Origin of the sequence: Lutibacter aestuarii (genome assembly GCF_042676885.1) — a bacterium.
GTDB lineage: Bacteria > Bacteroidota > Bacteroidia > Flavobacteriales > Flavobacteriaceae > Lutibacter > Lutibacter aestuarii.
This window is the reverse complement of the sequence record NZ_JBHTIC010000006.1, coordinates 418,013-434,589: the sequence shown is the minus strand read 5'-3', so window position 1 is coordinate 434,589 and position 16,577 is coordinate 418,013. Positions and strand designations below refer to the sequence as shown.

Annotated in this window: 19 protein-coding genes and 1 pseudogene; 6 read left to right on the top strand and 14 right to left on the bottom strand. The window is 28.7% G+C overall.

Annotated elements, in window-relative coordinates:
• Positions 1-6 precede the first annotated feature (6 nt).
• The 3 genes and pseudogenes from ACFQZW_RS06650 to ACFQZW_RS06640 all read right to left on the bottom strand — a co-directional run.
• Positions 7-1,158: pseudogene (locus ACFQZW_RS06650) on the bottom strand (cystathionine gamma-synthase); the annotation flags it as partial.
• Positions 1,159-1,196: 38 nt separating this feature from the next.
• Complete coding sequence (locus tag ACFQZW_RS06645) at positions 1,197-2,435, bottom strand: cation:proton antiporter (protein ID WP_298284887.1); 1,239 nt, start codon at positions 2,433-2,435, stop codon at positions 1,197-1,199.
• 1 nt (position 2,436) lies between these two features.
• The gene (locus ACFQZW_RS06640; RefSeq protein WP_298265331.1) at positions 2,437-2,892 is read right to left on the bottom strand and encodes a DinB family protein; all 456 of its coding nucleotides are present in this window, start codon (positions 2,890-2,892) and stop codon (positions 2,437-2,439) included.
• A gap of 78 nt (positions 2,893-2,970) precedes the next feature.
• Here ACFQZW_RS06640 and ACFQZW_RS06635 point away from each other — a divergent pair, with 78 nt between their 5' ends.
• Complete coding sequence (locus tag ACFQZW_RS06635) at positions 2,971-3,297, top strand: arsenate reductase family protein (protein ID WP_298265329.1); 327 nt, start codon at positions 2,971-2,973, stop codon at positions 3,295-3,297.
• Positions 3,298-3,427: 130 nt separating this feature from the next.
• Complete coding sequence (locus ACFQZW_RS06630; protein WP_298265327.1) at positions 3,428-4,297, top strand: outer membrane beta-barrel protein; 870 nt, start codon at positions 3,428-3,430, stop codon at positions 4,295-4,297.
• Between the two features lie 67 nt (positions 4,298-4,364).
• Here ACFQZW_RS06630 and ACFQZW_RS06625 read toward each other — a convergent pair whose 3' ends face one another.
• Genes ACFQZW_RS06625 through ACFQZW_RS06605 form a run of 5 tightly spaced genes read right to left on the bottom strand, consistent with a single transcriptional unit; the run spans position 4,365 to position 7,900 of the window.
• Positions 4,365-4,838 carry a DUF4252 domain-containing protein gene (locus ACFQZW_RS06625; protein WP_386781919.1) on the bottom strand — a complete coding sequence of 158 codons (474 nt, stop codon included), beginning with the start codon at positions 4,836-4,838 and terminating at the stop codon, positions 4,365-4,367.
• A gap of 60 nt (positions 4,839-4,898) precedes the next feature.
• Complete coding sequence (locus tag ACFQZW_RS06620; RefSeq protein WP_298265323.1) at positions 4,899-5,507, bottom strand: DUF4254 domain-containing protein; 609 nt, start codon at positions 5,505-5,507, stop codon at positions 4,899-4,901.
• A complete protein-coding gene (locus tag ACFQZW_RS06615; RefSeq protein ID WP_386781916.1) occupies positions 5,504-6,502 on the bottom strand; it encodes a DNA adenine methylase in 999 nt (332 codons plus the stop codon). Before ACFQZW_RS06615 ends, ACFQZW_RS06620 begins: the two co-directional genes overlap by 4 nt.
• A gap of 52 nt (positions 6,503-6,554) precedes the next feature.
• Positions 6,555-7,190: a hypothetical protein gene (locus ACFQZW_RS06610; protein WP_386781914.1), complete on the bottom strand. Its 636-nt coding sequence runs from the start codon at positions 7,188-7,190 to the stop codon at positions 6,555-6,557.
• Positions 7,191-7,195: 5 nt separating this feature from the next.
• Positions 7,196-7,900: a hypothetical protein gene (locus ACFQZW_RS06605; protein WP_386781912.1), complete on the bottom strand. Its 705-nt coding sequence runs from the start codon at positions 7,898-7,900 to the stop codon at positions 7,196-7,198.
• 178 nt (positions 7,901-8,078) lie between these two features.
• On the opposite strand from ACFQZW_RS06605, the gene ACFQZW_RS06600 reads away from it, so the two are divergent.
• The 3 genes from ACFQZW_RS06600 (at position 8,079) to mscL (ending at position 10,263) form a co-directional block, all read left to right on the top strand.
• The gene (locus ACFQZW_RS06600; protein WP_298265315.1) at positions 8,079-8,693 is read left to right on the top strand and encodes a thymidine kinase; all 615 of its coding nucleotides are present in this window, start codon (positions 8,079-8,081) and stop codon (positions 8,691-8,693) included.
• Positions 8,683-9,792 (top strand): alanine racemase, encoded by a 1,110-nt coding sequence (gene alr, locus ACFQZW_RS06595; protein WP_372801322.1) that lies wholly within the window; start codon positions 8,683-8,685, stop codon positions 9,790-9,792. Before ACFQZW_RS06600 ends, alr begins: the two co-directional genes overlap by 11 nt.
• A gap of 66 nt (positions 9,793-9,858) precedes the next feature.
• The gene (gene mscL, locus ACFQZW_RS06590) at positions 9,859-10,263 is read left to right on the top strand and encodes a large-conductance mechanosensitive channel protein MscL (protein ID WP_298265517.1); all 405 of its coding nucleotides are present in this window, start codon (positions 9,859-9,861) and stop codon (positions 10,261-10,263) included.
• A 54-nt stretch (positions 10,264-10,317) separates the two neighbouring features.
• On the opposite strand, the gene ACFQZW_RS06585 is transcribed toward mscL, so the two are convergent.
• The 6 genes from ACFQZW_RS06585 to ACFQZW_RS06560 form a co-directional block, all read right to left on the bottom strand.
• Positions 10,318-10,866, bottom strand: a complete 549-nt coding sequence (locus tag ACFQZW_RS06585; RefSeq protein ID WP_298265311.1) for an MOSC domain-containing protein — start codon at positions 10,864-10,866, stop codon at positions 10,318-10,320.
• A gap of 12 nt (positions 10,867-10,878) precedes the next feature.
• Positions 10,879-12,372 (bottom strand): GH3 auxin-responsive promoter family protein, encoded by a 1,494-nt coding sequence (locus ACFQZW_RS06580; RefSeq protein ID WP_372801324.1) that lies wholly within the window; start codon positions 12,370-12,372, stop codon positions 10,879-10,881.
• Positions 12,373-12,377: 5 nt separating this feature from the next.
• Entirely contained in the window at positions 12,378-13,247 is an 870-nt protein-coding gene (locus tag ACFQZW_RS06575; RefSeq protein WP_298265306.1) for a M23 family metallopeptidase, read from the bottom strand.
• Between the two features lie 88 nt (positions 13,248-13,335).
• Positions 13,336-13,914 carry a nicotinate (nicotinamide) nucleotide adenylyltransferase gene (gene nadD / locus ACFQZW_RS06570; protein WP_298265304.1) on the bottom strand — a complete coding sequence of 193 codons (579 nt, stop codon included), beginning with the start codon at positions 13,912-13,914 and terminating at the stop codon, positions 13,336-13,338.
• Positions 13,915-14,487, bottom strand: a complete 573-nt coding sequence (gmk, locus tag ACFQZW_RS06565) for a guanylate kinase (RefSeq protein WP_298265302.1) — start codon at positions 14,485-14,487, stop codon at positions 13,915-13,917.
• Between the two features lie 4 nt (positions 14,488-14,491).
• On the bottom strand, positions 14,492-15,349 hold the full coding sequence (locus ACFQZW_RS06560) for a YicC/YloC family endoribonuclease (RefSeq protein WP_298265300.1): 858 nt from the start codon (positions 15,347-15,349) through the stop codon (positions 14,492-14,494).
• A 129-nt stretch (positions 15,350-15,478) separates the two neighbouring features.
• On the opposite strand from ACFQZW_RS06560, the gene ACFQZW_RS06555 reads away from it, so the two are divergent.
• Positions 15,479-16,516: a glycosyltransferase family 9 protein gene (locus ACFQZW_RS06555; protein WP_386781906.1), complete on the top strand. Its 1,038-nt coding sequence runs from the start codon at positions 15,479-15,481 to the stop codon at positions 16,514-16,516.
• Positions 16,517-16,577 lie beyond the last annotated feature (61 nt).

Here is a 16,577-nt window from a genome sequence, read left to right as displayed (position 1 = left end):
AGCTTTCTAAATAAGTTTTAAGGCTTGTTCTAAATCTTCTATCAAATCTTGCTCATCTTCAATACCAACACTTAATCTAATTAAAGAATCTACTACACCGGTTTTTTCACGTTCTTCTTTTGGAATAGATGCATGAGTCATACTTGCTGGATGACCACTTAAAGATTCAACACCACCTAAAGATTCAGCCAAAGTAAATATTTTTAAATTTTCAACAATCTTAAATGCATCTTCTATCTTATTCCCTTTAGTTACAAAAGACACCATACCTCCAAAATCTTTCATTTGATTTTTTGCCACTTCATGATTTGGATGATCTTCAAAACCTGGCCAATATACCTTTTCAATTTTAGGGTGCTTTGCCAAATATTGCGCTACAGCTTTCCCATTTTCACAATGACGTTGCATACGCACATGCAATGTTTTAATTCCTCTTAACACCAAAAAACTATCCATTGGACCACAAACAGCTCCACAAGAATTTTGGATAAAATACAGTTGATCTGCTAATGTTTTATCATTCACTATTAAAGCTCCCATAACAACATCCGAATGACCTCCTAAATATTTAGTTGCAGAGTGCATTACAATATCGGCACCCAAATTTAATGGGTTTTGTAAATAAGGTGTTGCAAATGTATTATCTACAGCTAATAAAACCTTATGCTTCTTTGCTACTTTTGAAACTGCCACAATATCTATGATATTCATCATGGGGTTTGTTGGCGTTTCCACCCAAATTAATTTAGTTTTGTTAGAAATATAACTTTCAATATTTGTTGCGTTTTCCATTCCAATAAAATGAAACTTAATTCCGTAATTTTCAAATATTTTAGTGAATATACGGTAAGAACCACCATACAAGTCATTTGTAGAAACTACTTCATCTCCTGGTTTCAATAACTTTAAAACACAGTCAATTGCTGCTAACCCTGAACCAAAAGCCAATCCAAACTTTCCATTTTCAATACTTGCGAAAGCATTTTCTAGAGCTGTACGTGTTGGATTTCCTGTTCGAGAATATTCATACCCCTTATGATCTCCTGGAGAAGCTTGAGCATAAGTTGATGTTTGATATATTGGAGGCATAACCGCTCCAGTTGATGGGTCATGCTGTTGATTTCCGTGAATTGTTTTAGTGTTAAATTTCATCTTGTATTCTCTTTGTTTAGAATTGTATTAGGCTACAAATTTACTTATTCTTTACTTAATCTTTTAATTAATTTCCCTACAGTTAAACCTTGTCCAATAATAGAAAAAACTACAACAATATAGGTAATTACTAAAAATAAATCTCTATGCATTTCAGAAGTTAAACTCAATGCTAATGCAATAGAAATTCCTCCTCGTAAACCACCCCAAGTCATAATTAAATTTGTGTTTGGTACAAAATCTAACTTTTTCGCAAATAGTTTTATTGGCAACATTAACGATAAATAACGAGCTAATAGTAAGGTTGGAACACAAAATATACCTGCAAGAATGTATTGATGGTTATAGGTAAGAATTAGAATTTCCATACCAATCATTACAAATAAAATGGTATTCAATAAAATATCGATTAACTCCCAAAATTTATCTACATATTGTTCTGTAGTTTTACTCATTGTTGTTTGCCTAACAGTATCATGTCCCACTATTAAACCTGCAGTAACCATAGCTAATGGAGCTGATAAATGTAAATACTGGGCTAAAACGGTTCCTCCCATAACTGCTGCAATGGTTATTATAACTTCAACATCATAATCATCTATAGATTTTAATAATTTGTAAGTTATCCATCCCAATAAAAATCCTAAACCTATTCCTCCGATAACTTCAACTAAAAACATTTCGGCTACATGCATAAAAGTAACATCTCCACCACCTTTAGCGATTTGATAAATTGTTAAAAACACAACAACTCCTACTCCATCATTAAACAACGATTCACCAACAATTTTGGTTTCTAAATTTTTAGGTGCTCCAACTTGCTTAAGGATGCCTAAAACAGCAATTGGGTCTGTTGGTGAAATTAATGCCCCAAATAATAAACAGTAAATAAAATCTACTTCTAAAGTAAGCATTTGTAATAAAAAGTAAACTAATACACCTACTAAAAAAGTAGAGGTAATAGTACTAAATGTTGCAAAAGTTAGAATTGGTTTTCGTTGTATTTTTAGTTGCTGAAAATTGGTATGTAAAGCACCTGCAAATAGCAAAAAACTTAACATTACATCTAACAATACAGTTTTAAAATCTATTTGAGAAATTAATTGTTTTTCATGCTCCAACAAAGTATCATCAACAAAGCTTGTTGCCAAAATTAATAACGTAAAAATAATGGTAATTACCATTAATCCTATCGTATTTGGAAGCCTTAAATAACGAACATTTAAGTATCCAAATAATGCAGAAATAACAATTAAAATTGAGGCAATGGCAAACAAACTCATCCTAAATAAATTTCATAAGTTGAAGAATGATTCCCAAATGAATACCTTCATGGTATAAATTGAATGAAATTGCATCTTCCACAGAATTTAAAGTAACATTAATACTTGTTGTGTATTGATTGTATTGTTTAAAAACTCCTTTAGCATAATCTTCTTTTAAGAGTAGAGGTAATTCTAAAAATTGTTTTTTTATGGTCGCAAATTCTGCTTCAGAAATCATGTAATTTGGTGCCGATCCTTTTTGAAAATTTTCTATCATTTCATTTGACACCAAACATTTCAATCCAGATAATTTATAACACAACAATTGTTGAGTTACAAGTAAATGTGTCAAATTCCAAGCAATATTATTTTTAAATCCTTCAGGTATTTTATTCAGCTGTTCAATGGTTAAATTTTCTGTAATTTTTAATAAAAATTTTCTTGTAATAAGTAAAGTATCTATTTGATTTTGCATGCTAATTTGAATTTTTAATTTTATTCAAATTTAAAATAAAAAGTCAGTAATTTTACTGAGAACTCTATTTATTAAAAAATGAAAAAAATTTATTATTTAAAAACTTGTGATACTTGTAGAAGAATTTTAAAAGAAATGGATATTACTAATTATATACTACAAGAAATTAAAACAGAACCAATTACTGTAAAACAGTTAGATGAACTTTTTTCTTTAACTAAAAGCTATGAAGTTTTATTTAGCAGAAGAGCTAAAAAATACAAACAAATGGACTTGAAAAATCAAAATTTAACTGAAAAAGATTATCGACAGTTAATTTTAGATGAATATACGTTTTTAAAACGACCTGTTATTATTAATGAAAATGAAGTTTTTGTAGGAAGTAATAAAAAGAAAGTGGTTTAAATTAACTATTTTTTAATTTAAGATTCAATAAATTACATTTATCACATTAATGATACAAAAGTAACATTAGACACATTATAATTTCATTTAAAATATAAATTTGTTCTTATATTAAAAACAATTTTATATTATGAAAAAACATATGCTATTATTGGTTGCTTTGGTTATTGCAACAAGTGCAAGTGCACAATTTTATGTAAGTGCTAGTGGCGGTTATGCAATCCCAAGTGCTGGTGTATTAATGGGTACTAAAGTAACAGCAACAAAAACTGAAAATACGTACGGAAGTTATGGCGAAGGCTTAAATGGGCAATTACGTTTTGGATATTCTATCAATGAAACTTTTGGAGTTGAGTTAGGACTTGGATATTTACATGGTTCTGATCAAATCAAAAGCGATGTTAATATTCCAAACTACAGAATTACAGATGCTGTAGCTAGAGGTAGAGCTTTTGGTGTATTACCTCAATTAACTTATAAATTTAACAGTCATTTTTATGGTAGAATTGGCGCATTACTTAAAGTTGGTGGTAAAACAGAAGCTGTAGTAGATGATAAAAACTATATGTATGACGCCGAAAACGGTATTACTATCTCACAAGCTCTTAATCTTCCTTCAGGATCATATACACATACAACATATACAGAAGATTACCATGGAAAATTACCTTTAGGAATAGTAGCTGCTATGGGATACAAATTTGATTTAAGTGAAAAATGGTCTCTATTTACTGAACTTGAGTATATGGGTGTTAGTGTTAAACGTAAAGACTCTGAATTGGCAGAATTTAATACTGATGTTGTTTTAGCAGATGGCACTATTGCAGTTCCTGGTTTGTACACATTAGATAACCTGCCTGATGGATATGTTAAAAAAACAACATATGTAGATGAATTATCAAATGCTAATACAGATCCTTCAAAAAAATTATCTGAAAGAGTGCCTTATTCTTCTTTTGGGTTAAATATTGGTATTACTTATACTTTTTCTAAAAAATAAGCTAAATTTTAGCTAACAAAAAAGCCGTTTAGAATTCTAAACGGCTTTTTGTTAAAGTTTTTTAAGTTTAATTACTCGTTAATTTTACATTTGATTCTTCAATAATTTTATTAAAATCTTCTTCAGAAATATTTGATTTTAAACCAAGTAAAACAAAATCTTCATCGCTTTTTACTTTTAAAACCAATTCCCTAATTTTATTTTTCTTTTGCAAAAAATACAATTCAACTTGTTCTCCTTTCTCATTCAATCTAAATATGGAAGTATATTTGTGTTGTTTTATAAACCTATTAAATTTTTTATTAAGTGATCTTGATCCCTCAGAAAAGATCATGACTCTGTAATGTTTTACTTTTTTTAATAATGTCTCAAATTCTTTTACATCCTCATTTGGTATAAATAAATTGGCTACAAAGGCTGGTGTACTTATTGAAAACTCACAATCATGTTTATTTTCTGAATAAAAGGAATTGAATGACGTTTGTGCAGCACAAGAAGTTAATACAATGACTGCAAAAAAAGTTAAAATATAGTTTTTCATAAAAAAAGGTGTTTAATTTATGACGATTAAACACCCTTTTTGTTTCTTCTTTAAAACATTTTATTTCTTTTTGTATAACATTGGATTGGTATCCTCATCATTATACATTTTCATTTGTTTATACACTTTTACGTATTTTTCACCTGTGGCATAATCATGTAACAATTCATTAATTGCAGTAGATAAGTCTACTCTTTGTTCTAATAATACATTTAATTTTTGTTGACACTTTGCTCTATGTTCTTCAGAAGCACTTTCTCTTGTTGCTTCTTCTCGCATATGATATATTTTAAGTGCTAAAATTGATAACCTATCTATAGCCCAAGCTGGAGTTTCAGAATTTATTTTAGCTCCTTCTTTTACTTTTACATCTTTAAATTTATCCAAAAAATAGCTATCAATATATTCAACCATATCCGTCCTATCCTGATTAGAAGCATCAATTTTTCTTTTTAAAACAATCGCTTCTTCAGGGTTAATATCTGGTAAACGAATAATATCTTCATAATGCCATTGGACCGTATCTATCCAGTTTTTTCTATACAATAAATGCTCAAAAGAATTTTTATCATAAGGATTTTCAAAAGGTTGGTCCACGCTATCAATTATATGGTATTTTTCAATTACCTCATCAAAAAGTTTGTTGTATTGGTTTGCTAAATCTATCATTGTTTTTCTAATATATGTAAATATTCAACTGTTTCAGTTGCTTTGTGATTTCTGTTTTCTGTCTTATCAGCTTTAAAGCGCTGATAATTAACTTTTTTTAAACTATACTTTCCATAAGTACTCATTATAGTACTCACCTCATTTTCAGTCATTAAACCCTCATTGTTATAACTTAAAAAAATGTATCTAAAGTTAGCATTTTTTATCAACTCTTCGAAAGATTTTTTCACTTCATTTTTCTTACAATAAGATGATTTATAATAAGCTCTTAAACCCGTTTTCCCTTTTGGTTCAAAGTCATCATATTTAGCAATAGTTGTTAGTATGTGATAATTTGCTCCATATTGCCTCGAATTGTATGGTGGATCCAGATACAAAATATCGCCTTTTATTTTGGTGATAAGTTGATTACTGTCTTCATTAAAAACCTGATGTGTATGTTTAGATTCGGAAAAAAAAGCTGGTGTTATTTGAATTTTTTTTTGTGCAGATTTTTTAAGACTTTTTAAGTAAGCTCCATAAACAGAGGCTGTATTGGCAACTTTATCGGCACTTTCAATTAATGATGCTAGTAAATAAAAATAAAGGTCTTCTGTTATTTTATTATAGTGTTTCCATTCTTCAATTTTTTGCCTCACAGCATCAATTTTTTTTCCATTATCTTTAGAAAAATAAAGTCTATTTCCGCTACCTCCTTCACTATAATTTTGAAAAATAAATCCTTCAACACCTTCTAAATTATTTAACGTATCAATAAAATTTGAATAATCATACGCTTTATTATTTCCTATATAATTTCTATTTAAAACATAACTATAATACTCTACGTCATTTGCAATAATTTTTTTAACCAAAGGTTTAAAAGTCCTACCTACACTTCCAGTTCCAGCAAACAAATCACAAAAAATTAACTTTGATATATCTAAATCAACAGTATCAATAATGGAGTTTTTAATAAATTTAGATAATGTATGTTTTGAGCCTATATAATTCAATTTAAATATTGATTATTGATGTTAGAGATTTATAAATATATTAGTTAAATTATTATTTAATTGCCCAAATAATATCGGATGTTATTATTTGATTTTGAAAATAAAATTTTTCTAAATTTTGAACATCAAAAGTACTTAAATAAGTTGAAATGATATTTTTTAACCACATTAAGTCTGCTTTTAGTTTCCAATGTTCTTGTTCGTTTGCTGTATTAATTAATACAATAAAAAGCCTATTTTTAAAATGTTTACGTTGTTGTTTGCTTTGGTTTTTATAAAACCAATTTATTAATTCTCTTTTATGCTCTATGGCATAAGGAATTGATTTTTTAAATCCTTTAGGGAAAATGGTTGTTTTATGATCAAAAGGAATTTGTTGAATAAAAAAATCGACATATTTATCCTTTGTATTTTGATGTGGATAAACAGATTGATGTTTACAAAAAAACTCTTCAACTGCTTTTGCTGACCAAAAATTAAACCACCTATTTAAAGCATAATTTTTAAAGCTTGTAGAAACTGAAGTGTCTTTAAAATTTGTTTCAATTTCTTTTAAAAGCGTTTCAAAATTAGCACTTTTATAAATAAAATTAGTTTCTTTATCAAAATTATCAACCTGTTTTCTACCCCAAGAGTACGGAAAATCTAATCTTTTTTTTAATTCATTTTCAAGCAATTTATAATCCATTTATACTACATAAATTTACGTTCAATTAAGTTTATTAAGCGTTCTTCATATTCCTCTTTTCCACTCCAATCATAATCGGGTTTTACTAAGTTAAATAAAAAGTCTTTCGTTTCTTTTTCTGTTTTAAATGAGTTTAACTGAGATAACACCCTGTTAAAATCTTCTTGACTTCCGTCAAATAAATACTTTACAAAAGCAATTCTATCATTTAATCCAATTTGCAAATTACTTTTAAACAAAGCGTCGTTTATTGATCTACTTCCACTAGTAGGGGCTTCATCAACTGTAGGACTTTCTTTGGTTGCTTTTTCAAAAAGATTGGTTGCAACATCGGCCGAAATTGCATCTTTAAATTCTTCATCTAAATTAGGTTGAATTGATGGTATTTCTTTCATATCATTTTTAGCCATCGTATCTTTTTCACTAAAAATTTCTTCAACTTGAGTTTCCATTAACGGTTCTTTTCCTTCCTTTTCTTTTTCAACTTCAATTATAGATTGTACGGTAACTTCAACATCTTCATTTTTCTCTTCTATATTAAGTTCTTCATCTTTTAAAGTACCTTCTATATTTGATTCAACAAATTTCAAAACCGTTAGTTTTTCATAAATTGCTTGTGCTTTTTTATGCAACACAAGAATATTATTATTTTTTTGTTCTAAAATACTGTGTGCTAGACTTACTAATTCAGCTTCTATTTTTTTGTGCATAAGTTGATATGTTAAATGATATTTGGTGTGTTATTTTTAATAAATTTGTACAAATCAAAATAGAATTTTCTTGTTTTAAGATTATATTTTAACGAATATAAAAAATATGATCGTTCTATTTTTGCATTTATTTTAAAATGAAAAGATTACAATAACCTTTCAAGCGTGAAATTACAAAATGTTTCTTGAAAATACCGTAAATCATACAGAACAATTTGGTTGGATTGAAGTTATTTGTGGATCCATGTTTTCTGGTAAAACAGAGGAATTGATTCGCAGGTTAAAACGAGCTCAGTTTGCCAAACAAAAAGTTGAAATTTTTAAACCTGCTATAGATATTAGATATGATGATGAAAAAGTAGTTTCACATGATGCTAATGAAATTAGATCTACACCTGTGCCTTCATCAGGAAATATTAGAATTTTAGCTACTGATGTTGACGTTATTGGTATTGATGAAGCTCAATTTTTTGATGATGAAATTGTTGCTGTTTGTAATGATTTGGCAAATAGAGGAGTTCGTGTAATTGTTGCTGGTTTAGACATGGATTTTAAAGGAAATCCGTTTGGTCCAATGCCTGCACTTATGGCAACTGCTGAATATGTAACCAAAGTTCATGCAGTTTGTACCAGAACTGGAAATTTAGCACATTACAGTCACAGAACTGCTGCAAGTGAAGAACTTGTTTTGCTTGGAGAAACGCAAGAATACGAGCCTTTAAGCAGAGCTGCATATTTTAAGGCAATAAAAGAAGAGAAAAAGAAAAAAGCGGAGCCAAATAATGGAAAATAACCACGTTACGGTGCTTGAAATAGATTTAAATGCCATAGATTATAACCTAAACTACTTTAAATCTAAAATTAAAAATTCTACAAAAATTTTAGCAGTTGTTAAAGCCTTTGGATATGGCAGTAATCCAGTTGAAATAGCAAAACATATTGAGTCTAAAGTACATTACTTTGCTGTTGCATATTTAGACGAAGGCATTGCACTTAGAAAGGCAGGCATTAAACTACCTATTTTAGTACTTCATCCACTAAAATTAAATTTTGAAAAAATTATTAAATATAATTTAGAACCAAATATTTATTCTTTAGATTTACTACAATCATTTATCGAAATCTCAAAAAATTTAAACCTAAAAAACTATCCAATTCATATTAAGTTTAATACAGGATTAAACAGGTTGGGATTTTCTAAAAGTGATATTTCAAAAATATCAACCATTGTTAATAAACAAGATGCTATTGAAATAATTTCAATGTTTTCTCATATTGCTGCTAGTGAAGATTTAGAAGAAAGAGCATTTACTTTACAGCAAATAGATACTTTTAAAATGCTTTCTAAAGCACTAATCACAAACTTAAAAAGCACCCCTTTTAAACACATGTTAAACACCTCAGGTATTATAAATTATGCCAATGAAGCACAATTTGACATGGTTCGTTTAGGAATAGGATTGTATGGTTTTGGAAATGATAAACAAATAACTACAACGCTAAAAAATGTACTCACTTTAAAATCCGTTATTTCTCAAATTCATACTATAAATAAAGGAGAAAGCGTGGGTTACAATCGCGCATATACAGCAACAACTAAAATTCAAACTGCAACTATTCCAATTGGACATGCAGATGGAATTTCAAGACAACTAGGGAATGGCGTTGGCTATGTATATATAAATAATCAAAAGGCTTCAATTGTTGGAAATGTTTGTATGGATATGATTATGGTTAACGTGACAGGGATAAATTGTTGCGAAGGTGATGAAGTTTTAATCTACAAAAACAAAGAACATATTGAAGATTTAAGCAATCGATTAAATACAATTCCATACGAATTAATTACCGCTATTTCTCAAAGAATAAGAAGAGTGTTAAAGGAATGTTAATGAAATTATTTTTTTTATTACATTAGCACCTAAGAAATTAATTAACTAAAACTTTAAAAAATGGGAATGTTAAAAGAATTTAAAGACTTTGCAATGAAGGGAAACCTTGTTGACATTGCAGTTGGTTTTGTAATGGGTGCAGCTTTTAAAAGTGTTGTAACCTCATTTACTGGAGGCATTGTTTCTCCCCTTGTTGGGCTAATATTTAAATCTGATTTTAAAGATTTAAAATGGATTGTAACTGAGGGAGTTGCTAATGATGCTGGTGAAGTAGTTGGTGAAGTTGCAGTACTTTATGGTGATTTTTTAACAAATGTTATCGACTTTATTATTGTTGCATTTGTTATGTTTATGATGATTAAAGGAATCAATAAAACCAAAAAGAAAGAAGAACCTGCTCCTGAAGCACCTAAAGGACCTTCCCAAGAAGAATTATTAACAGAAATTAGAGATTTATTATCTAAAAAATAAACCAAACTTTCTTTAATTTATGAAAGGGCTCTCAATATATACGGGAGTCCTTTTTTAGTATATTTTTTTAGATTCGTATACTTCTGCTATTGTGGGTGAGTTTTCAACTTTTTTGATAAGTACCAACTCATCGTTTACTAAAACACTTCCTGTTTGATTTACTTTAAAATAAATTCCACTTTTAGTAGAATTCCAAAATTGCTTTAGTATATTTTGTGTTCCAAAAACAAGCCCTAATTTAAAACAAGGTTGTCTAGGTTTAGTAACTTCAATTATAACTTCGCCTACCTTATAGGTATCTCCAACACAAATTGTAGTTTCATCTAAATTAGAAATGGTCAAATTTTCTCCAAACATGCCAAACCTCCAATCTAAATTTGGATATAATTGCTTCCAATACTCATAATGATTTTCAGAATAAGCATAAACCGCCTTATCTACGCCACCATGATACCTTCTATCAATTACAGCATCATTAACTACATCTTCTTTCCCTAAAAAGATAGGTTGTTTAATCGGAAATTTAAAAATTCCTGTTACAACCTTTTTCCCTTTGTAGTCAATTGTTTTTTTATCGCCAATATTTACTGAAACAACTTTCATTTTTAACTAGTATTAATCTTCATATTTACTAAGTTCATCAGCTATTTTTCTATCATTGGATAAACGTGGAACTTTATTTTGACCACCTAACTTTCCAACTGATTTCATATACTTATTAAAGCCTCCTTTTTTAATAATTGTGACTTTTAAAGGGCGTAAAATTTTTCCATCAATTAAATCAAAATAATAACTATTTTGTTGTTGTAACGCATTATCTACTGCTCCTGAAAATTTTTCAAGATCATCAGGTTTATTCTCAAATTCAATAAACCATTCATGATACGGCAATCCTGAACTAGGTGAAATTTGTGGGGCTACCGTAAATTCATTTACTCTAATTGAAGTTCCTTTTGTTTGGCTATTAATTGCATCTTCTACTTCTTTTCCAATCACATGTTCACCAAAAGCCGAAATAAAATGTTTAATACGACCTGTGACAATAATTCTATGTGGATTTAATGAAACAAACTCAATTGTATCTCCAATATTATACCCCCACAAACCTGCATTGGTATTTAAAATAATTACGTAATTAACGCCTAATTCTACATCTTCTAGTGAAATTCTAGTTGGGGTTTCATTATAAAATTCTTCAGCAGGAATAAATTCATAAAACATTCCGTTATTGGTTAATAGTAACATTCCTTTAGCCGTTTGAGAATCTTGATAAGCAATAAACCCTTCAGAAGCAGGATATAACTCAATAGTATCTACTTTTCTTCCTATTAAATTTTCAAACTTATTTCTGTAAGGCTCATAATTAACTCCTCCATAAACAAATAAATTAAAATTTGGAAAAATATCACCCACTTTTTTACCTGTCCGTTCAATTAACTTTTCAAAATACATTTGTACCCAAGATGGAATTCCGCTTATTAAAGTCATATTTTCATGAACGGTTTCATCAACTATGGCTTCAATTTTCTTTTCCCAATCATCAATACAATTAGTTTCCCAACTTGGCATTCTATTTTTGGTTAAATAGTTTGGTACATAATGTGCTGAAATACCAGATAGCCTACCAGTTTTAACTCCATTTTTTTCATCTAACTCAGGACTTCCTTGTAAAAAAATCATTTTTCCATTTAAAAAGTCGGTGTTTTGAGTTTCATTGATATAATGCAATAAGGAGTTTTTAGCTGCACTTATATGAGTTGGCATAGATTGTTTAGTGAGCGGTATATATTTTGCTCCAGAAGTGGTTCCTGAAGTTTTTGCAAAATACAAAGGTTTCCCTTTCCATAATACATCTGCTTCACCATCAACCGCTTTTTCTACATAAGTTTTCAGCGCTTCATAATCTCTAATTGGCACGTGCTTTTTAAAATCTTGATACGAGTTTATTTTAGAGAAATGGTGGTCTTTTCCAAACTTAGTATGTTGAGCTTGTTTTATAAGTTTTTTTAATAATTTATATTGAATTTTAACTGCATTACTGCTCTCTTTATATGTTTTTGCTGCAATGCTTTTTGCAAATGGTTTTGCTAAAATTGATTTTAAGCTCATAGTTTTTATTCGAAATCAATATAATTAATTGGGTTTACTGGATAACCTTCATTCCATAATTCAAAATGTAAATGTGGCCCAGTACTTAGTTCTCCTGTATCTCCTGCTGACGCAATAACTTCTCCCGAAACTACTAAATCACCTTGTTGTTTATGTAAAGACGTATTGTGCTTGTATATGGATATAAATCCTTGAATGTGCTCTACAATTATCACATGACCTGTTTGCGCCGTCCATTCTGCAAAAATTACGGTGCCATCAGCAACTGTTTTCACTGGAGTTCCCATTTCTACAGCTATATCAACTGCAAAATGTTTTAACTTTGCATTGTAGCCTTCTGTTAATGTTCCAACAACAGGTGCAAAAAATACAATATCAGCATCTTTAGTAGCTTCATTAAAAATACTGTACCTATCTGCTCTTTCAATTTCTTGACGAAATTCTAAATCTACCTCTGAAGGTTCTAAATTCATCGTATCTTTATCATACTGAATTACTTGAAGCGCTGAGTCTTTATCAAATAAAACTTCTGAAACTTCTCCAGTTAATAATTCTTTTACTTTTTTAATATATACATTATTTACCTCCAAAACTTGCTCTAGAGAATCTACTTTGTAAACTAACTGCGTAGCTTCTTTTTTTAGTTTGGTTGATGAGTATCCTGGAATATATTCTCTTAAAGGCGTAAACGCAATTAAAAAAATAGTTGCAACAATAAGTATAATTGAAAATAAACTTCCAAAAATAAACACATTTAATCGGTTTAATTTAAATGTTAATTTTTCTTCAAAAGTATTTTCATTTAAAATAACCAATCGGTATTTATTGATTAATTTCTGCCTAAATTTTCCTTTATTTTTAGGTTTTTTTGTCATAATGCTACTTCAAACAAATATACAACGAAAATATGTTTATTTAATTTTAAACTGTTAATGTTACTATGTTAAAACTTAGCTAAAATTACTATTTATAAAAATTCATTTCATCTATATAACTCCAAACGTTTGTTGGCAACATAGTACGTATATCTTTATTCTCTTTTATAGCATTTCTTATAAATGTTGAAGAAATTTCAACTATTGGTGCATTTACAATTTGTATTTTAGAATGGTTTTTAAATTGATGTTCCACTTTTCCTTCAGATACTCTAGGATACACATACAGTTCATAATTTTGAAGAATGGTTTCATAATTTTTCCATTTATGAAAACCTTTTAAATTATCTTCACCCATAATTAAACAAAATTGATGATTTGTGTATTTTTCTTCTAAATGTACAAGTGTGTTAATGGTATAATTAGGTTGAGGCAAATCAAATTCAATAGATGATGTCTTTAATTTTGGATATTCCTCAACGGCAATAGTTACCAACGCCAATCTATGATGATTGCTTAACATTGATTTTTTTTGTTTGAATGGACTTTGTGGGGTAATTACAAACCAAACCTCATCCAAATCTGAAAATTCAGCAATATAATTTGCAATAATCATATGTCCAATATGAATTGGATTAAAGGTTCCAAAAAACAATCCTACTTTCATTTATTTAATAAACTTTTGAACTAAAGTATAGGCTTCTTCTTTTGCTACTTTTAAATCATCATTTATTAAAATAACATCAAAATCTGTTGCGTATTTTAATTCCTTTTCAGCTTTAGCAACACGTTCCTTAATTTTTTCTTCACTATCAGTTTGCCGATCTCTAAGCCTTCTTTCCATCTCTTTTATTGAAGGAGGTTGCACAAAAATAGCCAAGGTTTTGTTGGGAAATTGTTTTTTAATATTTAAACCGCCTATAACATCAATATCAAAAATTACATGTTTTCCTTGTTTCCAAATTCGTTCAACTTCATTTTTAAGTGTTCCATAATAATTATTATGGTAAACCTCTTCCCACTCAATAAAATCATCTTTTTTAATATGCTCTTGAAATTTCTTTAAGGATATAAAATAATAATCTTTCCCATCAATTTCATTCCCTCTTTTATTTCGAGATGTTGCTGAAATTGAAAAATCTAAATTTAATTCTTGTTGCTTTAACAAATGATGAACAATTGTTGTTTTACCTGAACCAGAAGGCGCTGAAAAAACAATTAGTTTTCCTTCTTTTTTCATAAGTTTAAAGTACGTTTAAATTTTGTTCTTTTATTTTTTCCAACTCATCTTTCATTTGAACTACAACTTTTTGCATTCCTGCAAAGTTAGATTTAGAGCCAATAGTATTAATTTCTCTTCCAATTTCTTGAGTGATAAATCCTAACTTTTTACCATTTGAAATTTCAGATTTCAATTCTTTTCTAAAATAGTCTAAATGATTTTTAAGTCGTACTTTTTCTTCAGTAATATCTAGTTTTTCTATGTAGTAAATAAGTTCTTGTTCAAATCTGTTTTGATCTACTTTGGTTTCTAATTCTGCAATAGCCTTTGATAATTTTTCTTTCACCTGCTCCATTCTCTGAGGATCTAATTCAATTACCTTTTCTAATAAATTTTCAATATTAGAAATTCGCAATTCAAAATCTTGATGCAAGGCTTTTCCTTCATCAAATCTATAGGTATTAATTTTCACAGCTGTTTCATCAATTGCTTTATTAATTTGCAACCATTCTTCCTCATCAAGCTCTTCTCTTTCAGTTTTTAATGAATCTGGCAAACGAACTGCCATTTTTAATAATTCAACTTCACTAGAATCAACAATACTTTTCAATTGATTCATATATTCTTTCACCACTTTTTCATTAATTTTTGAGGAAAGTTCACCTCCATTATCTTCAATATATATTGAAAAATCAATTTTACCTCTTACTAATAATGAAGCCAGCTTTTTGCGAATATCCAATTCTTTTTCTCTATAATAAGAAGGAATACGAACATTTAAATCTAAATTTTTACTATTTAAAGATTTTAATTCTACCGTAATTTTTTTGGTGGAAAGTTGTAATACGGTTTTACCGTATCCGGTCATTGATTGTATCATATAATTTTCAATATTTTGGCAAATTTAAGCAATTTAAACTAGCTATTATTTAATTATAGTTTTGATACTTATTTTTTGTACTAAAACTATTGTGTATTTTTGTTTTGAAAATAAAACACTTACCTTATTTTGAGTCAAATTAAACATTTATTAGTTATCCGGTTATCTGCAATGGGCGACGTTGCTATGACAGTTCCTGTTCTTAGAGCACTTATTAAGCAACATCCAAATTTAAAAATAACCATACTTTCAAAACCTTTTTTAAAACCCTTATTTTCTGATTTAAAAAACGTCCATTTTTTTGCTGCGGAAGTTACTGGCAAACACAAAGGTCTTTTTGGAATATACAAACTATACAAAGAATTAAAAAAGCTACCTATAGATGCTGTTGCTGATTTGCATAATGTTTTACGTTCAAAAATTTTAAGAACATTTTTTAAACTATCGTTTACAAAAGTTGCTTTTATTGAAAAAGGAAGAAAAGAAAAAAGAGCGTTAACAAGGTCTAAAAATAAAGTTTTTAAACAGCTAAAAACAACTCATGAACGTTATGCAGACGTTTTTAGAAATTTGGAATTTAATTTAAAAATTTTAAATCCTGAGTTCCCACATAAAAAACAATTATCACAAGAAGTAATAGATATTACAGGATTAAAATCTGAAAAATGGATTGGAATTGCTCCATTTGCTCAATATAACTCCAAAATGTATCCATTAGATTTAATGGAAAAAGTACTAGAAAGTTTATCTGAAAAAACTCATTTAAAAATTTTACTATTTGGTGGTGGGCAAAAAGAAGTTGAAGTTTTACAAAAATTTGAAGTAAACTACAAAAACACTATAAATGTAGCAGGTAAAATAAAATTAGATCAAGAACTTACGCTAATTTCAAATTTAGATCTTATGGTTAGTATGGACTCTGGAAATGCACATTTTTCAGCTATGTTTGGCATACCTACTATTACAATTTGGGGAATTACACATCCATTTACTGGCTTTGCCCCATTTAACCAACCTTTTAACAATGCTATTTTACCCGATTTAAAGAAATACCCAAACATTCCTTGTTCAATATATGGTAATAAAGTTTGTGAGGGTTATAATGATGTAATGAGAACAATAGTACCTGAAACGGTAGTTGAAAAAATTTTAAGTTGTTTAACTTAAAAAAGACAAAGAGAATTTCAATTTATCAAGGAAAATAATCAATATTTAAAAGGTTATTTTC

Bases quoted from the DNA above. Each gene is read 5' to 3' on its own strand.
- ACFQZW_RS06645 (WP_298284887.1), bottom strand. From the start codon at position 2,435: ATGAGTTTGTTTGCCATTGCCTCAATTTTAATTGTTATTTCTGCATTA.
- ACFQZW_RS06640 (WP_298265331.1), bottom strand. From the start codon at position 2,892: ATGCAAAATCAAATAGATACTTTACTTATTACAAGAAAATTTTTATTA.
- ACFQZW_RS06635 (WP_298265329.1), top strand. From the start codon at position 2,971: ATGAAAAAAATTTATTATTTAAAAACTTGTGATACTTGTAGAAGAATT.
- ACFQZW_RS06630 (WP_298265327.1), top strand. From the start codon at position 3,428: ATGAAAAAACATATGCTATTATTGGTTGCTTTGGTTATTGCAACAAGT.
- ACFQZW_RS06625 (WP_386781919.1), bottom strand. From the start codon at position 4,838: ATGAAAAACTATATTTTAACTTTTTTTGCAGTCATTGTATTAACTTCT.
- ACFQZW_RS06620 (WP_298265323.1), bottom strand. From the start codon at position 5,507: ATGATAGATTTAGCAAACCAATACAACAAACTTTTTGATGAGGTAATT.
- ACFQZW_RS06610 (WP_386781914.1), bottom strand. From the start codon at position 7,190: ATGGATTATAAATTGCTTGAAAATGAATTAAAAAAAAGATTAGATTTT.
- ACFQZW_RS06605 (WP_386781912.1), bottom strand. From the start codon at position 7,900: ATGCACAAAAAAATAGAAGCTGAATTAGTAAGTCTAGCACACAGTATT.
- ACFQZW_RS06600 (WP_298265315.1), top strand. From the start codon at position 8,079: ATGTTTCTTGAAAATACCGTAAATCATACAGAACAATTTGGTTGGATT.
- alr (WP_372801322.1), top strand. From the start codon at position 8,683: ATGGAAAATAACCACGTTACGGTGCTTGAAATAGATTTAAATGCCATA.
- mscL (WP_298265517.1), top strand. From the start codon at position 9,859: ATGTTAAAAGAATTTAAAGACTTTGCAATGAAGGGAAACCTTGTTGAC.
- ACFQZW_RS06585 (WP_298265311.1), bottom strand. From the start codon at position 10,866: ATGAAAGTTGTTTCAGTAAATATTGGCGATAAAAAAACAATTGACTAC.
- ACFQZW_RS06580 (WP_372801324.1), bottom strand. From the start codon at position 12,372: ATGAGCTTAAAATCAATTTTAGCAAAACCATTTGCAAAAAGCATTGCA.
- ACFQZW_RS06575 (WP_298265306.1), bottom strand. From the start codon at position 13,247: ATGACAAAAAAACCTAAAAATAAAGGAAAATTTAGGCAGAAATTAATC.
- nadD (WP_298265304.1), bottom strand. From the start codon at position 13,914: ATGAAAGTAGGATTGTTTTTTGGAACCTTTAATCCAATTCATATTGGA.
- gmk (WP_298265302.1), bottom strand. From the start codon at position 14,487: ATGAAAAAAGAAGGAAAACTAATTGTTTTTTCAGCGCCTTCTGGTTCA.
- ACFQZW_RS06560 (WP_298265300.1), bottom strand. From the start codon at position 15,349: ATGATACAATCAATGACCGGATACGGTAAAACCGTATTACAACTTTCC.